17 protein-coding genes and 1 riboswitch are annotated in these 13,742 nt (G+C 54.7%); of the genes, 8 read left to right on the forward strand and 9 right to left on the reverse strand.

Annotated features, from left to right (window positions below):
• Positions 1–83: 83 nt before the first annotated feature.
• A complete protein-coding gene (gene mutM / locus ACWIZX_RS10995; RefSeq protein ID WP_448335800.1) occupies positions 84–956 on the forward strand; it encodes a bifunctional DNA-formamidopyrimidine glycosylase/DNA-(apurinic or apyrimidinic site) lyase in 873 nt (290 codons plus the stop codon).
• Between the two features lie 24 nt (positions 957–980).
• Entirely contained in the window at positions 981–1,664 is a 684-nt protein-coding gene (locus ACWIZX_RS11000) for a hypothetical protein (protein WP_448335801.1), read from the forward strand.
• A gap of 3 nt (positions 1,665–1,667) precedes the next feature.
• Here the strand turns inward: ACWIZX_RS11000 and ACWIZX_RS11005 are convergent, their stop codons facing one another.
• Positions 1,668–2,513, reverse strand: coding sequence for a universal stress protein (locus ACWIZX_RS11005; RefSeq protein ID WP_448335802.1), 846 nt, complete (start codon positions 2,511–2,513; stop codon positions 1,668–1,670).
• Positions 2,510–3,031, reverse strand: coding sequence for a chromate transporter (locus ACWIZX_RS11010; protein ID WP_322794330.1), 522 nt, complete (start codon positions 3,029–3,031; stop codon positions 2,510–2,512). Before ACWIZX_RS11010 ends, ACWIZX_RS11005 begins: the two co-directional genes overlap by 4 nt.
• 118 nt (positions 3,032–3,149) lie before the next feature.
• Between ACWIZX_RS11010 and ACWIZX_RS11015 the strand changes: the two genes are divergently transcribed.
• Entirely contained in the window at positions 3,150–3,557 is a 408-nt protein-coding gene (locus ACWIZX_RS11015) for an SHOCT-like domain-containing protein (protein WP_322794331.1), read from the forward strand.
• A gap of 17 nt (positions 3,558–3,574) precedes the next feature.
• Here the strand turns inward: ACWIZX_RS11015 and ACWIZX_RS11020 are convergent, their stop codons facing one another.
• The 3 genes from ACWIZX_RS11020 to ACWIZX_RS11030 all read right to left on the reverse strand — a co-directional run bounded on the left by ACWIZX_RS11020 (position 3,575) and on the right by ACWIZX_RS11030 (position 4,684).
• Positions 3,575–3,832 (reverse strand): NifU family protein, encoded by a 258-nt coding sequence (locus tag ACWIZX_RS11020; protein WP_322794332.1) that lies wholly within the window; start codon positions 3,830–3,832, stop codon positions 3,575–3,577.
• Entirely contained in the window at positions 3,819–4,325 is a 507-nt protein-coding gene (locus ACWIZX_RS11025; protein ID WP_448335803.1) for a cyclic nucleotide-binding domain-containing protein, read from the reverse strand. Before ACWIZX_RS11025 ends, ACWIZX_RS11020 begins: the two co-directional genes overlap by 14 nt.
• A gap of 170 nt (positions 4,326–4,495) precedes the next feature.
• Positions 4,496–4,684: a hypothetical protein gene (locus ACWIZX_RS11030; RefSeq protein WP_448335804.1), complete on the reverse strand. Its 189-nt coding sequence runs from the start codon at positions 4,682–4,684 to the stop codon at positions 4,496–4,498.
• Between the two features lie 185 nt (positions 4,685–4,869).
• Between ACWIZX_RS11030 and ACWIZX_RS11035 the strand changes: the two genes are divergently transcribed.
• The 3 genes from ACWIZX_RS11035 to ACWIZX_RS11045 are packed head-to-tail and all read left to right on the forward strand — an operon-like array spanning position 4,870 to position 7,695.
• Positions 4,870–5,925, forward strand: a complete 1,056-nt coding sequence (locus tag ACWIZX_RS11035) for an ArsR/SmtB family transcription factor (protein ID WP_448335805.1) — start codon at positions 4,870–4,872, stop codon at positions 5,923–5,925.
• Between the two features lie 28 nt (positions 5,926–5,953).
• On the forward strand, positions 5,954–7,252 hold the full coding sequence (locus tag ACWIZX_RS11040; protein ID WP_448335806.1) for an MFS transporter: 1,299 nt from the start codon (positions 5,954–5,956) through the stop codon (positions 7,250–7,252).
• A 44-nt stretch (positions 7,253–7,296) separates the two neighbouring features.
• A complete protein-coding gene (locus ACWIZX_RS11045; protein ID WP_448335807.1) occupies positions 7,297–7,695 on the forward strand; it encodes an OsmC family protein in 399 nt (132 codons plus the stop codon).
• Between the two features lie 3 nt (positions 7,696–7,698).
• Here ACWIZX_RS11045 and ACWIZX_RS11050 read toward each other — a convergent pair whose 3' ends face one another.
• Genes ACWIZX_RS11050 through ACWIZX_RS11065 form a run of 4 tightly spaced genes read right to left on the reverse strand, consistent with a single transcriptional unit; the run spans position 7,699 to position 10,788 of the window.
• Entirely contained in the window at positions 7,699–7,980 is a 282-nt protein-coding gene (locus ACWIZX_RS11050; RefSeq protein ID WP_322794160.1) for a ubiquitin-like small modifier protein 1, read from the reverse strand.
• A 27-nt stretch (positions 7,981–8,007) separates the two neighbouring features.
• Positions 8,008–8,811, reverse strand: coding sequence for an ABC transporter ATP-binding protein (locus ACWIZX_RS11055; RefSeq protein WP_322794159.1), 804 nt, complete (start codon positions 8,809–8,811; stop codon positions 8,008–8,010).
• A gap of 2 nt (positions 8,812–8,813) precedes the next feature.
• Entirely contained in the window at positions 8,814–9,845 is a 1,032-nt protein-coding gene (locus ACWIZX_RS11060; protein ID WP_322794158.1) for a FecCD family ABC transporter permease, read from the reverse strand.
• 10 nt (positions 9,846–9,855) lie between these two features.
• Complete coding sequence (locus ACWIZX_RS11065; RefSeq protein WP_448335808.1) at positions 9,856–10,788, reverse strand: ABC transporter substrate-binding protein; 933 nt, start codon at positions 10,786–10,788, stop codon at positions 9,856–9,858.
• A gap of 209 nt (positions 10,789–10,997) precedes the next feature.
• A riboswitch (cobalamin riboswitch) is annotated at positions 10,998–11,143 on the reverse strand.
• A 146-nt stretch (positions 11,144–11,289) separates the two neighbouring features.
• Here ACWIZX_RS11065 and ACWIZX_RS11070 point away from each other — a divergent pair.
• A complete protein-coding gene (locus ACWIZX_RS11070) occupies positions 11,290–12,711 on the forward strand; it encodes a DNA methyltransferase (RefSeq protein WP_448335809.1) in 1,422 nt (473 codons plus the stop codon).
• Positions 12,708–13,658, forward strand: coding sequence for a type II restriction endonuclease (locus ACWIZX_RS11075; protein WP_448335810.1), 951 nt, complete (start codon positions 12,708–12,710; stop codon positions 13,656–13,658). Before ACWIZX_RS11070 ends, ACWIZX_RS11075 begins: the two co-directional genes overlap by 4 nt.
• Positions 13,659–13,742: the final 84 nt, after the last annotated feature.

The following is a 13,742-nucleotide window of genomic DNA, read 5'->3' on the forward strand; positions in this document are numbered from 1 at the left end:
ATCCACCGCGCCAATGAAGGGCGCAGTGTGGGTGAGATGTTCAACGAGTAACCCGCTTTCCCATCCGATTTGTTCGATGAACAATGCCGGAACTTCCTGAAGTTGAAACGATTGTGCGCGCCCTGCAAAACGGCGGACGGGGCAGCCCGCCGCTGATCGGGCGCGTGCTTCAGGGAGCCGAGCTCCGCTGGCAGCGCAGTCTGGCAGCCCCACAGCCGGACGCCTTTCTCGAAAAAATCCGCCTTCAGCCGGTCAAAGCCGTTGCCCGACGCGGCAAGTTCATTCTGATCCATCTCAATCAGGCAACCCTCCTCATCCATCTGCGGATGAGCGGCGATTTGCGCCTTGAACCTGCCGCCGATGAAACCGGCAGCCCTGTGCCGCCCGCCGCTCACGACCGGGTCATTTTCCATCTTACCGACGGCTGGCGGCTGGCCTTCAACGACCCGCGCAAATTCGGGCGCGTCTGGCTGGCGGATGACCCGCAAGCCGTTCTGAACGGCCTCGGCCCAGAGCCGCTGGACGAAAGTTTGACCGCGGAGGAATTTCACCGCCGCCTGAGCCGTTTTCAACGCCAGTTAAAACCCCTGCTGCTCGACCAGTCGTTTATCGCCGGACTGGGCAACATCTACACCGATGAAGCCCTGCACCTTGCCGGCTTGCACCCGCTCACCCCTTCCCATTTGCTCAGCAGCGAAGATGCCGCCCGCCTGCTGAACGCCATTCGCACGGTATTGCAAGAGGGCATCCGCCGCAACGGCGCCAGCATTGACTGGGTTTACCGCGGGGGGAGTTTTCAAAATCACTTCCGGGCTTATGGCCGCAGCGGCCAGCCCTGCCCGGAATGTGGCACGCCGATTGCACGCCGGATTATCGGCCAACGCAGCACCCATTTTTGCCCTGCCTGTCAGCCCCTGAAGGTTGCTCCTGCTGGGGGAAATTCATCCACTTCTTGAAACTGTTGTGAAAGTGAGGCTGTCATGCTCAATCCCGGAGATCTGCTCCTTCCTGCTTTAATCTTCACTGCCGTTGGATTCATCATTGGCGCGGTGGTTGCCTATTTCTTCCTCGAGCGGGGAAAAGAACGCAGCGAAGAAGAACCTGCCGAAAAAGTTGAAGAAAAACCGGCCCCCAAACCCGCCGCCGATGAACCGTACACCGGCCTGCCGCTGGAACGCTTCAACCCGTTGGTGCGTCTTTACCGCGAAAAATCTACCGGCAAACTGGTCACGGAAATTGACCGCAAAATTTACCTGAGCCGCGAAACCGTCCCGGTGGAGCAATTGCGAATGCTGCGTGAAGCCGCCGAATCGTGGACGAACTGGCTGGGGGTTGAACCCGCAGCGCCGCCGAAAGAATCCACGCCGCCGGCCAATCCGCTGCCCGACCCAGCCGTACTGGCAGCAAGCATTCTGCCGGTGGATAAACCCCGCCCCACCTCCATCGTCGGGCAGATTGACGAAATTCTGCAGGAAATGCTGGTCGAATCGCCCTTTGCCGAACGCACCATCCGCCTGACCGAAGAGGCAAATTTAGGCGTGATCGTGTGGGTGGACCGCGAGCGCTTCAACGGTATTGAGGCCGTGCCGGATGAAGAAATTCAAAATCTCATCCGCGCTGCGGTGAAAAGGTGGGAAAAAACCAGCCACACCCTCAAACCCTAAACCTCATCCTGAGTTTTCAGCCGAACCGCGCTGGGTGAGCAGAGGACAGTCCACCGCGGCAGAAACCAGCGCGGTCACATCCGGACGGAATAAGCGCGAAAGGCTGGTGGAGCTGTAGGTTGAGCCCATACCCACCAGATCATAGCCGCCGCTGCGAATCTCATCCAGAATCTCGTGCAGAATCAGGCCATGGCGCACCACCACCCGCGCCTCTACCCCGTTCTGCTCGGCAAAATCCAACGCCTGCTTCAGGTGGCGCGCCTGCGGGGTGTCGGTCTGCAGCAGGTGTTCCCAGTGTGAATGAATTTCCTTCGCCAGCGGGTAATCCAGCATGACCGGCTCAACCACATGCAAAAAAGTCAGCCTGGCGCCGGCTGTTTTGGCCATTCGGGTGGCCAGCCGTTCCACCGGTTTGGTGTAAGGCAGCCCACCGCTGCACACAATGATGTTGTGCAACGGCCAGCAGGCATCCCGCACCCGTAAAATGGGTGAGGATAGCGAAGCCTGCAGCCGGCGGAAGCGCCCAAAGCGCACCCAGCGCCGCCAGATGGGGCGGTATTTGTCGCTGATCACCAGCATCGCTTCCGGCATCTGATTTATTTCCCGCAGCACCGCTTTCACCAGATCCCCTTCCGCCCAGCGGATTTCCACCGCAACATCCACCTCTTTCAAGGCAAGCGCGGAACGCTGAGCCTGCTCCTCCAGCAGCGAGGATGAGCCGCGCTGACGTACGCACAACAAACGAACCGGGGTGCGCAGCAGTTTTGCCAGACTCTCCCCATATTCCAGCGCCGGGAAAGACGGATGATCACTCTGTAAGGCGATTAAGAGAGGCGGTAAGTCGTTCATCGCAGCACGATAATCCCCAGAACACCGGCTACCACCAGCACGAGCGGCGGCGGCACTTTGAGAATGTAGGCAATCATGGCACCGGCAGCAATGATGACCGTAAACCAGGTGATCGTTTCGCCGGCCTCGCCGCGAAAGACATTCCACGCCACCAGTACCATCAGCGCCGCAACCGCCGGGGCAAGCCCGCGCACAAAATTGCCCACCCAGGCCTCACCGCTGATAAAGCGCAACACGCTGACAATCATCAGAATCAGGATGGTAGGCGGTAAAATCGAACCCAGCAGCGCCACCAGCGCACCCGGCAACCCGCCGGCCCGGTAGCCGACAAACATGGCCAGCTGCAGTGCATCACTGCCGGGCAGCACGCTGGAAAAGCCGACCGCCTCGACGAACTCTTTTTCGGTCATCAACTTGCCCACCGCCTCCTGATACAGCAAACCCACCGAAGCCGGCCCGGAGGTGGTAAGTAAATTGACCTTGATGAAAATCCAGAATAATTGCCATAAATTGACCATAGACAGCAAACCTCCGAAATAAAATAAGTCCGTACAGGTGGGTTAAAAATCTGCTGCGTCAGTGAATTTCAATTACAATAAGCATAATGTAGTTATTGCCGAAATACAAGGCTGGAAAATGGCAGCAAGCAGTGAAGAACGCTTGAAAATCCTCAAACTAATCGAGGAGAATAAAATCACCCCGGAGGAAGGCATCCGCCTGTTGCAGGCGCTGGAAAAGAGCAGCGCACTCGCCGAGAAGAAAGGCCCCCTGCCGCCACCCCCGCCGGGAGAAGGAATGCGGCCGCGCCCGCGCTGGCTGCGGGTGCGCATTACCGACCTGCGCAGCGGCAAAGTGCGCGTCAACATCCGCCTGCCGGTTACCGTTTTGAATACCGGCATGAAATTAGGCGCGCGCTTCTCCCCCGAAATCGGCGAAATTGAGATGGGACAGATTATGGATGCCATCCAATCCGGCGAAATTGGCCAGATTGTGGATATTTACGACGAAGAGGATCAGGAACACATCGAAGTCGGGCTGGAATGACCGCGCCTGATGAATTTTTATGAAGCCGTTTCTTCCTCAACGTGGACTTCGGGGAAGAATTGTTTGATGGTGCCTTCCACCCAGCCTTTCAGAGTAACCGGCGAAAGCGGACAGCCAAGGCAGGCTCCCCCCAAACGCACTTTGACCACCCTGCCGTCGAAACCAATGTATTCCACCTCACCACCGTGGTAGGTTTCGATGTACGCGCTCAACTGCTCAATCAAACCGCGCAATTGTTCTTCAATGCTGTATGCAGGAATTTCAGCGTCGCCCATTTTCAATCCTCCGGTAACATTCCCCATTTTTATCCAGGTTGGAAGTCAACACCCGCAGCAATTCACCTTCGGTATGCTGATGCTTTTTATGCTCGCTGGCTACTTTTGCCAAACGCCGATAAAGCACAGCCCCCGTATCCGGACATTCGTCACATACCGTCTGTAAGCGGCTGCCCTCAATCCGGTACAGGCGGCTTTCTTCCAGTGTGACCGCTGCCGAGGTATACATGTGGCGGCCCAGCACTGCTGACCAGCCAAACACCTCACCCGGCTGAATGGTTGCCACCGTCAAAGGCGGACCATCATACGGCTTGTAGCGAATTATAACCTTTCCGGAAGATAACAGATAGAGATGTGTGGCAGGATCCCCCTGTTCAAAAATGGTACGGTTCGCAGGAATCACCCGCAGCTCGAACTGGCTTGCCAGCCACTCGATTTTGGACGGGCTCAATCCCTCAAAAATGGAGAATTTGCGAAACTCTGCTGCTAACATTGAACCTATCTTAATGAAAAGGGATGGATTGTTATAGTGGCAAAAATCATGATTAGCCGGACAATCATCATCCAAAATATCCCACTTATCATCTTTGAAAGGGTGAGGTTTACCATAATAAAAGACTGCCTGCGTAATGACAGGCAGTCTTCTGATCGCGCCGACTGGATTCAGTGTTCGTGCGGTTCGAGGTTTTCCACACCCGGCAGTTTACCGCTCAACCGCTCCGGCTGGTGAATCAACACCGGCAGGTGCTGCGGGCAAATCCAGAATTCTTTGTCTTGAAAACGAATCGAGAGAAGTGGCACTTCCTGCGCGCTACGGGCGCAGTAAACACATTCGGGCTGTAAGTTGCTCATGTTCAACTCCGTTTATCGCTGAAATTTTTTTAGGCATGTTCAGCATACCACACGCTCACAGTCCGGATTTTGCGGCAGAGCAAATGCGCTGTGCCGCGTTTGCAGCAAATCATCCCATTGAATTTCTTGACCACTCAACCCGATTAGATTATCATCTAATAAATTAGACAATTATCTAATCAAACATGCCCGAAGTTCGCTTTGAAGCTGCCTCCGCATATGATTTCTTCATCAGCCTGATTGTGCTGCACAATCCGGCGGATTTTGGTCTGCGTCCCTCCTGGGCCGCCGGGGTACGCTCGCGCCTGCCGGCGGCTCAGCGCGAATTTTTCGAGCATCATCTGCCTTTTTTGGGTGTTCCACTGACCTGGCTGCACGACTTACCGCTCCCTCACAAAGATACCACCCCGGTATTGAGCGCACTGGAACAAATCCCGCCCGCCGAACGTCTGCCGCGTTTGACCCTCATTCCCGAATTGCGCCCGGAAGTGCAGATTGCCCTGCAGGAGATTGCCGCAACCGGCCGGGCTACTCCCGCCATGCGTACCCTGTTGAAAGCCGAACTGGAAGCTAAACGCCATCCCCCGCCGGCCGGTACGCTGGACTACTGGATATCAGCCTGGTCGAACCCGGCCGCCTTTGGGGAAGAATGGCTGTTTGCCCTGCGCACCTACTTCAACCTGTTCTTCAGTGAGGAAGAAGCCCGCTTGCAGCCACTGCTGGAAGACGGTGTGCAGACAGCCAGCCGCCTGCTGAATGAGCAACCCCTCCCGCAGGTCGTCGAAACCCTCACCCGCGGGGTGAGCATCGCAGAAATCCAGCAGGTCAGCCAGTTGACCCTGATTCCCTCCTACTGGAGTACACCCTTCATTTTCTTCCAGCGGCTGGCAGGGCAGCGCGCCCTGCTGGTGTTCGGCTGCCGTCCAGCGCACCTCTCGCTGGCGGGCGGCGGCGCCGTACCGCTGACTTTGGTGGACACTTTCAAAGCCCTGGGTGACCCGACCCGTCTGCGCATTTTGCGCTTTCTGGCTCAGCAGCCGCTGACCCCCGCCGCCCTGGCCGAGCGCCTGCGCCTGCGCGCCCCAACAGTCATTCATCACCTCAACGCCCTGCGGCGCGCCGGTTTAGTTCACATTCGGCTGGACGCCGACGGCGAACGGCGCTACGACCTGCGCCGCGAAGGACTGAACGAAACCCTGACCGCCCTGCATCGTTTTCTGGATTCCACCGAAGAACCCTGAACTTCTGCCCTGTATGGAGAAAAAGCCGTTGAAACCTGAGCGTTCGTTTTCCCGCTTTTCACGTGTGTTGGCCAATTACTTTGACCGGGTGAGCGCTTTCCAGCCTAACGCCCGCCTGTACCTGACCAGTGTCATTCTCACCGGCGCGGCCATGGGCGTTTACCGCCTGCTGTTCAATTTTTACGTCCTCTCGCTGGGTTACGATGAAGCCCTGCTCGGCACGCTCATCACCACCTCCAGCCTGACCGCCCTGCTCTCCGCCCTGCCGATGGGCTATCTGGTGGACAACATCGGTCACAAGACCGCCCTGATCGTCGGCACGGCCGTGCTGGGGCTGGCGGTGGGTGGCATGGTGCTGTTCCCCTCCGCATTGACCTTCGTCCTGATGAACATCGTGCTCGGCCTGGCACAGAGCCTGACCGGTGTGACCATGGGGCCATTCCTGATGGAAAACAGCGGCGAAAAGGAACGCACCTACCTGTTCAGTTTCACCTCCGGGCTGCAAATGGCTTCGGCTTTCTTCGGGAACTGGATCGGCGGTTACCTGCCAACCTGGATCAGCACGCTACAGGGCAGCACCCCCACCAGCCCCTCGGCATACGGCGGAGCGCTGGCTGCCATTGCCATTGCCGGTTCGGTCGGCATTTTACCCCTGCTGTTTCTCCGTCCGGTCAAAATCGCCCGTGACAAACGCTCGGTGTTCGCACCGCTGGCTTATTTTGGGCAAAACTCGCGCCTGCTGGGCAAACTCATTCTGCCCATGCTGGTTACTTCGCTGGGCGCCGGGCTGATCATGCCGTTCATGAACGTCTTTTTCCGCAATGTGCATCACCAGCCCGACCCGGTCATTGGGGCCATGTTCGCCTGGGGTTCGCTGGCCATGGGCATCGGCCTGTTAATTGCCCCACCGCTGGCAGACCGCTTTGGCAAAATTCAACTGGTGGTCATCACCCAGGCGCTTTCCATTCCGTTTCTGATTCTGCTGGGCTTTGCGCCGTGGTTTGCGGTCAGCGCCGCGGCCTACTACATCCGCCTGACGCTGATGAACATGAGCCTGCCGGTGTATCAGACCTTTGTGATGGAAAAGGTCGAACCCTCGGCGCGGGCTACCGTTGCCAGTCTGGTCAGCATGGCCAACAATGTGGGCTGGGCATTTTCTCCGCAAATCAGCGGCTGGATACAGGTCAATTACGGTTTTCAGCCGGCTTTTGCCGCCACCCTGGTACTGTACATCCTTTCCATTTACCTTTACTGGCGTTTCTTCTGGTACCCGCTCGGCAAAGAGCAAGTCGTTGCGCCTTTGCCTGCAACCTTAAAGCCGCAATAGCATCTATATAAGGGTAAAACCTTACGAATGGAGAAAAATCACACATGGAAATGGTTGTTTACTTCCCCGGCGGAGCCCGTGTTGATGCTCAGTTTGGCCCTTATACCGTCCGTACCGACCAGCCCCCCATGGGCGGCGGTGAAGGCTCTGCCCCCACTCCCTTTGCCGTTTTTCTGGCCTCTTTAGCCACCTGCGCCGGCATTTACGTGCTGGGATTCTGCCGCCAGCGCGGGCTGCCCACCGAGGGCATCCGCATTATTCAACGCGACCGGCGCAATCCGCTGACCGGCATGGTCGAAGAAATCGAAATGGAGATTCAGGTGCCGCCCGAATTTCCACAAAAATACTACGATGCGCTGGTGCGCTCCGCCGAACAGTGCGCGGTCAAGAAGCACATGGAACAGCCGCCGCGCTTTACCATTCAAACCAAAGTGACCGCCTGAGGTTCACCCGCCTGCCACAGGCGGAAAAAAGTCGAGCACATCCCCGTCTTGCAGAGGGGTATCCCAACCCTGCGGCAGGGTGTCCACATCTTTCCCGTTGACGAATCCATGCACATGGGCATGGATTTCGTTTTGTGCATTCAACCAGTGCAGGCGCAAATCCGGCAGGCGCGCGACAATTTCATCTACCGCCTGCCGAACCGTGCTTCCATCCGCCAGATCCAGCTGCAGGCTGCGTGCCCTGGCAATCAATCGAAAGGTGGCGTACAGGTTAACGCGGATCATGTGCCTGCCTTCAATTATGCCAGATTTTCAGGCCATCAGCGGCACAACCAGCGGGTATTTTCCGTTGGGACTGCGCATCACCTCCAGCGGAATGCCAAACGCCTCACTGAGCAGCTGCGGACGCAGCACCTCCGCCGAGGTTCCATACGCCTGCACACAACCATCCACCAGCAGCAGCACGCGGTCGGCGTAACGCGCTACCAGATTCAGGTCATGCAGCACGACCAGCGCCGCCGGTTGATGCGCTTTACCGTTTCCATTGCCGGCAATGGGCTGGCGCACCACCTCCACCATTTGGTTGAGCAGCCCAATCTGATACTGCAAATCCAGATGTGTGGTCGGCTCATCCAGCAGCATTACCGGGGTTGCCTGCACCATGGCGCGCGCCAGCAGCAACCGCTGCAGCTCCCCGCCGGAAAGCTCTCCCACCAGCCGATGCGCCAGATGCTGCGTATCGGTGCGGCGCATGGCTTCCCAAATCAATTCTTCATCGGCCGGTGAAAGCTGCCCCAGCCAGTTCAGATAAGGGGTGCGCCCCAGCGAAACCACCTGCCAGGCAGTGAAGCCTGCCGGCAGGCTGCGCGCCTGCGGCACCACGGCAATCAGGCGGGCGCGTTCCTGCACCGAAAGCGCGCACAGGTCGCGTCCATCATAGCGGATTGAGCCACACTCCGGCGGCAGAATGCCGCTCAGCGCGCGCACCAGCGTGGACTTACCGGCCCCGTTTGGGCCGATCACCGCCAGAATCTCACCATCCGCCAGCCGGAAACTGACATCTTTCAAAACCGGCTTTGCTCCGTAACGAACAGTCAAATGCAAAACTTCGAGCATGGTCAACTCCAGTAGGGAAGGCTGCGGGAACGCCGCAAAATCCACAAAAAGAAGGGCGTGCCGGTCAGAGCGGTGATGATGCCGACCGGTAGTTCCTGCGGGGTCATCACAATGCGCGCCAGCACGTCTGCCAGCAGCAAAAAGGCAGCCCCGCCCAACAGCGAGAGCGGCAGCAGCCGGCGGTAGTCCCCGCCAACCAGTAGCCGCAACAGGTGCGGGACAATCAACCCGACAAAGCCGATAATGCCGGTAAAAGAAACCGCTGCAGCCGTAGCCAGAGATGAAACGCCGATGATGATCCAGCGGGTGGTTTCCACCGGCAGCCCCAGCTGCTGAGCCTGTTCATCGCCAAACTGCATCACATTCAGGGCGTGTCCCATGGTCATCAAAATTCCCAGCCCAATCAGCCAGTAGGGTAATACGGCCAGCACCGGCTGCCAGCCGCCCATGGATGAGCCGCCCATTAACCACGCAATTGCCCGGCGCAGTTCGCCAGTTGAGCGGAGCAGTAAAAAAGAAGTCAGCGCACCGGCAAAGGAGTTTACCGCCACCCCCGCCAGCAGAAGATTGGTCACCGGCAGTGAGCGTCCAACCCGCGCCAGGCTGACCACCATCAAAACGGTGAGCACCGCGCCGCTGAACGAAGCCAGCGGTACCGCCAGCAGACCGGCCACATCGTAGCCCCAGCGCAGGCTGAGCACGATCACCGCCCCAAGGCCGGCGCCGGAGGCCACCCCAATCAGATAAGGATCGGCCAGCGGATTGCGGAACAGGCCCTGATAGGCCGCCCCGCTGACGGCGAGCGCCGAACCGGTCAGCGCCACCAGCGCGGTGCGCGGCAGCCGCAGCGAGAAGAGAATGGTATCCGCAACGCGCAGGTCAGCACCGATTTCGCCGCCGCTCAGACGGGCTGCCACCACCCGCGCCATATCCACCAGCGAAAGGGACACACTGCCCACCAGCATGCTCAACAGCAGGGCTGCCAGCAAAGCGGCCAAAGCGATCCAGATTGGGTGAACAGTGCGTCCCTTCATGCCATTCTCATCAGGGCAGGGTCACACCGTGCAGCAGGCGCGCCAGTTCTTCCAGCCCGTCCACCAGCCGCGGGCCGGGACGGCTGGCCAGATCATCGTTGAACGGCAGGACGCGCCCTTCTTTGACCGCCGTCAATTCACCCCAGCCGGGGCGGGCAGCCACCTGCTCGGGGGTGACGCCAAAATTGGCATCCCCCAGCAGGATGAAGTCGGGGTCGGCTGCCAGCAGGGCTTCAATGCTCATCTGCCCGTACTGGCTGTCCATTGCCCGGCCAACGTTTTCGGCTTTGGCCATCTCCAGCAGGGTATCAATGAAGGTACCGCTGCCGGTCGTCCACGGTTTGGAAGGATCTGTCCCGTCAATTTCGTAAAAGACGGTCGGCCGTTCCTCGATATTCGCCAGTTTTTGCTGGACGACCGCCACCCGCAGACTCAATTGAGTCACCAGCGCTTCGGCCTCGGCTTTGTGGCCGGTCAGCTCACCGACGGTGATCAGCATGGGGTACATTTCCTCCATGGCGAGGGGATTTTTCAGGTAATAGACGGTCAAACCGGCATCTTCGAGCGATTTGACCAGTTCCGGCGGGTGAATTTCGGCCAGCAGCACCAGATCCGGGTTGAGGGCGACGATTTGCTCGATCGAGAAGCCCATAAAATCACCCAACCCCGGCAATTCCAGGGCTTCGGGCGGGTAGTTGCTGAAATTATCGCGCCCAACCACCTGACTGCCGGCGCCCACGGCGAACAGAATTTCGGTGTTGGATGGCGCCAGCGAAACCACGCGTTGCGCCGGCTGCGCCAGGGTAACGGTACGTCCCAGTCCATCGGTCATGACAATCGGGCTGGCGGTAGGCGTGGCAGCCGGGGTAGCTGCCGACGTGCAGGCACTCACCAGAAGCGCCAGCAGCAAGAGAACACTGAGCAAAACGCTTTGACGTTTCATTTTTAGGAGCCTTTCAAATTGAATGGGTTTGTGGGTTTGGATACGACGTGCCGGCTGAGCCAGCAGGTTTGGGGTAATCAGGCAAATCCTTGTTGTGGCGGCGCTGGCTCACACAATGAAATCTCCCTGCCGGTTGCGGGCAGGGAGGGGAGAGATCGGAGTTTGCGGTGTTGCCAGTCCAATGTTCCCCACCTCCTTTCCGCGAGAGTGTGGTGAACGCCTGCTGGGCGGGCGGCCTGGCTTATTCGGCTGATTTTGCCGAAATCACAGTTGCGCGACAGCACCGGACTTACACCGGTTTCGCCTTTGAGCCTTTCCATCCGGGGAGTGAGGCACCCGACAGGCACTCATTCAATTGTAATTAGATTGTACGGGTTTCCTGTTGCGGTGTCAAGCAAACAGGATTATGATCAAAAAAATCTCTTACAACCGAGGATGGGCAGTCATCGTGATCCTATAGTAGTATACTAGATATAAAGTATGTATTGGAGATATAGAGCTATGCAGATTGAAGAAAGAGTAGTTATTGATGAAACAAAAGTTGATAAAGCAGAAATAAACCAACTCGATAAAAGTTTACAACTATATTTCAATGACAAGATGATAATTGAGCCAAGAATAACTCGCTCATTAGTGAGTTTTCAAGCCAACAAAAATCGTCCTGTATACCGCTGGTATAGGTTTAAGGAGGCATTTTCAGCATCTTTAGTTGAATATTTGCTTGATAAATATAAAATTCAAAAAGGGATATTACTTGACCCGTTTGCAGGAAGTGGAACAGCATTATTCGCTGCCAGTGCTAACGGAATAAATGCGGTTGGCATTGAGCTACTGCCCATTGGACAACAAATCATCACAACAAAAAGAATTCTTGAATCTGAATTTAGGCCTAGTGATTTTAAGGTTTTACAAAATTGGACAAAATACCATCCATGGGAGAGATTTGAGACCAAACTTAAACTTCCCGAGCTAAGAATTACTAAAGGTGCATATCCTGAGGCGACAAAGGAAGCAATTCAAAAGTATTTAACAGCATGTGAACAAGAAAACGAACGGGTTAAAGCTGTATTACATTTTGCTCTGTTTTGCATTTTAGAGTCGATTAGTTACACACGTAAAGATGGTCAATATCTTAGATGGGACTACAGGTCAGGACGTAAACAGGGGAAAAAGACATTCAATAAAGGTGAGATATTAAGTTTTAAAGAGGCAATTTCAGATAAAATTCAGGAAATAATTACAGATCTCTCTCCTGCTAGTCAATCCACTTTGTTCCCAGCTACAAAAAAGCAAGGCGAGATATTTTTATACAATGGTTCATCTCTCGAACTATTACCACGAATGTCAAAGGAGTCCTTTGACGCTATTATTACTTCGCCACCATATTGCAATCGCTATGATTACACTAGAACGTATGCTTTAGAATTAGCATTACTAAATATTGACGAGAAAAGTTTAGTTAAGCTTCGTCAAGCAATGTTAAGTTGTACAGTCGAAAATCGTGAAAAAGATTTATTGGCGATCAATCCTCTCTGGACAGAAGCGATTGCTGCTACAGACGAACAAGAGCTTTTACAATCTATCTTGAGGTACTTATCCAAACAAAAGGCTCTAGGAAAATTAAATAATAATGGAATCCCTCGAATGGTTCGAGGATATTTCTATGAAATGGCATGTATTATTGCCGAAAGTGCGAGAGTTTTACGCCCTAACGCACCTTTGATTATGGTTAATGACAATGTACGGTATGCAGGAGTAAGTATTTCCGTTGACTTGATTCTTTCTAGTATTGCCGAAAAATTAGGTTTTATCGTTGAGAGTATCTTTGTTTTACAAAAAGACAAGGGAAACAGCAGTCAACAAATGGGTGAACATGGACGAGAGTCCTTAAGGAAATGCGTTTATGTCTGGAGAAAGCGATGAAGGCATATCAAAACCACCTAAGTTCTAGCAACGATTTAGTAACTACCTATGAAGCAACTCGTGCAGGTTTTGTATCACTTGCCTTAGAAAAGAACCGAAAGGCTACTCCTTACGTAGGCGAAGCTCGAGCCCTTCAAACAGCTGCATCTTTTGCCAAAAAGCCCGAGGATCTGTTGAAAATAGAAGATATTGAATCAGGTCTCTTAACAGCGGCAGGTATATCAGATAAAGCACTTAAACATCTGTCACCTGATGATAAAAACGAAGCCATCAATGGACTCATCAAAAATTTTCTAGTACCAGCAGGGGAAAAATTTGTTGAAGAGCTGGTCTTCCGATTTTTGTTGATTCGTGGAGACACTTTGGGCGGCTCTATGAGAAATATTGGAGGTGTTTTAGCACAAAGAAAATTGACTAGAGCAATGATATCAACCTTAAGGATTGCAGGAAAAGGTTATAAATGGCAACATGCCAACAGTCGAAAATGGCTGGACACGACAGAAGATGACGCCGATATTGAGTTATCTTTGCGAGGGTTAAGCTGGGAGAATGCAAATGGGAATCGAACTTTGATCTATAATTTAATCGTCCCATTACTTAAGAATAATGTAGATCTTTGCTTATTCAATTTATTACCTAACGAATTAGAAAAGAGTAAGTATAAAATTCCTGAATCCTATATTGCATTGGGAGAACTCAAAGGCGGAATTGACCCTGCGGGAGCAGATGAACACTGGAAAACCGCCCGAACAGCATTGGAACGAATTCGAGAAGCATTTTCAAAAAGAGGGATATCACCGTACACCTTCTTTATTGGGGCAGCAATCGAAAAGAAAATGTCAGATGAGATTTGGGAACAGTTAGAGTCTGGAATATTAAGTAATGCAGCAAACCTAACCAACGAGACCCAATTAATGTCCATTTCTCGTTGGTTGTGTAATCTTTAAGCCTCAGAAAGACCTCTCCGAAACGCATGGTTTATCATTTTGCCACTTGCCGACATAAAAATTGGGTCTTCTCCTCTTCCCTCA

It is taken from the genome of Bellilinea sp. (assembly GCF_053501535.1).

Bases quoted from the DNA above. Each gene is read 5' to 3' on its own strand.
- mutM (WP_448335800.1), top strand. From the start codon at position 84: ATGCCGGAACTTCCTGAAGTTGAAACGATTGTGCGCGCCCTGCAAAAC.
- ACWIZX_RS11000 (WP_448335801.1), top strand. From the start codon at position 981: ATGCTCAATCCCGGAGATCTGCTCCTTCCTGCTTTAATCTTCACTGCC.
- ACWIZX_RS11005 (WP_448335802.1), bottom strand. From the start codon at position 2,513: ATGAACGACTTACCGCCTCTCTTAATCGCCTTACAGAGTGATCATCCG.
- ACWIZX_RS11010 (WP_322794330.1), bottom strand. From the start codon at position 3,031: ATGGTCAATTTATGGCAATTATTCTGGATTTTCATCAAGGTCAATTTA.
- ACWIZX_RS11015 (WP_322794331.1), top strand. From the start codon at position 3,150: ATGGCAGCAAGCAGTGAAGAACGCTTGAAAATCCTCAAACTAATCGAG.
- ACWIZX_RS11020 (WP_322794332.1), bottom strand. From the start codon at position 3,832: ATGGGCGACGCTGAAATTCCTGCATACAGCATTGAAGAACAATTGCGC.
- ACWIZX_RS11025 (WP_448335803.1), bottom strand. From the start codon at position 4,325: ATGTTAGCAGCAGAGTTTCGCAAATTCTCCATTTTTGAGGGATTGAGC.
- ACWIZX_RS11030 (WP_448335804.1), bottom strand. From the start codon at position 4,684: ATGAGCAACTTACAGCCCGAATGTGTTTACTGCGCCCGTAGCGCGCAG.
- ACWIZX_RS11035 (WP_448335805.1), top strand. From the start codon at position 4,870: ATGCCCGAAGTTCGCTTTGAAGCTGCCTCCGCATATGATTTCTTCATC.
- ACWIZX_RS11045 (WP_448335807.1), top strand. From the start codon at position 7,297: ATGGAAATGGTTGTTTACTTCCCCGGCGGAGCCCGTGTTGATGCTCAG.
- ACWIZX_RS11050 (WP_322794160.1), bottom strand. From the start codon at position 7,980: ATGATCCGCGTTAACCTGTACGCCACCTTTCGATTGATTGCCAGGGCA.
- ACWIZX_RS11055 (WP_322794159.1), bottom strand. From the start codon at position 8,811: ATGCTCGAAGTTTTGCATTTGACTGTTCGTTACGGAGCAAAGCCGGTT.
- ACWIZX_RS11060 (WP_322794158.1), bottom strand. From the start codon at position 9,845: ATGAAGGGACGCACTGTTCACCCAATCTGGATCGCTTTGGCCGCTTTG.
- ACWIZX_RS11065 (WP_448335808.1), bottom strand. From the start codon at position 10,788: ATGAAACGTCAAAGCGTTTTGCTCAGTGTTCTCTTGCTGCTGGCGCTT.
- ACWIZX_RS11070 (WP_448335809.1), top strand. From the start codon at position 11,290: ATGCAGATTGAAGAAAGAGTAGTTATTGATGAAACAAAAGTTGATAAA.
- ACWIZX_RS11075 (WP_448335810.1), top strand. From the start codon at position 12,708: ATGAAGGCATATCAAAACCACCTAAGTTCTAGCAACGATTTAGTAACT.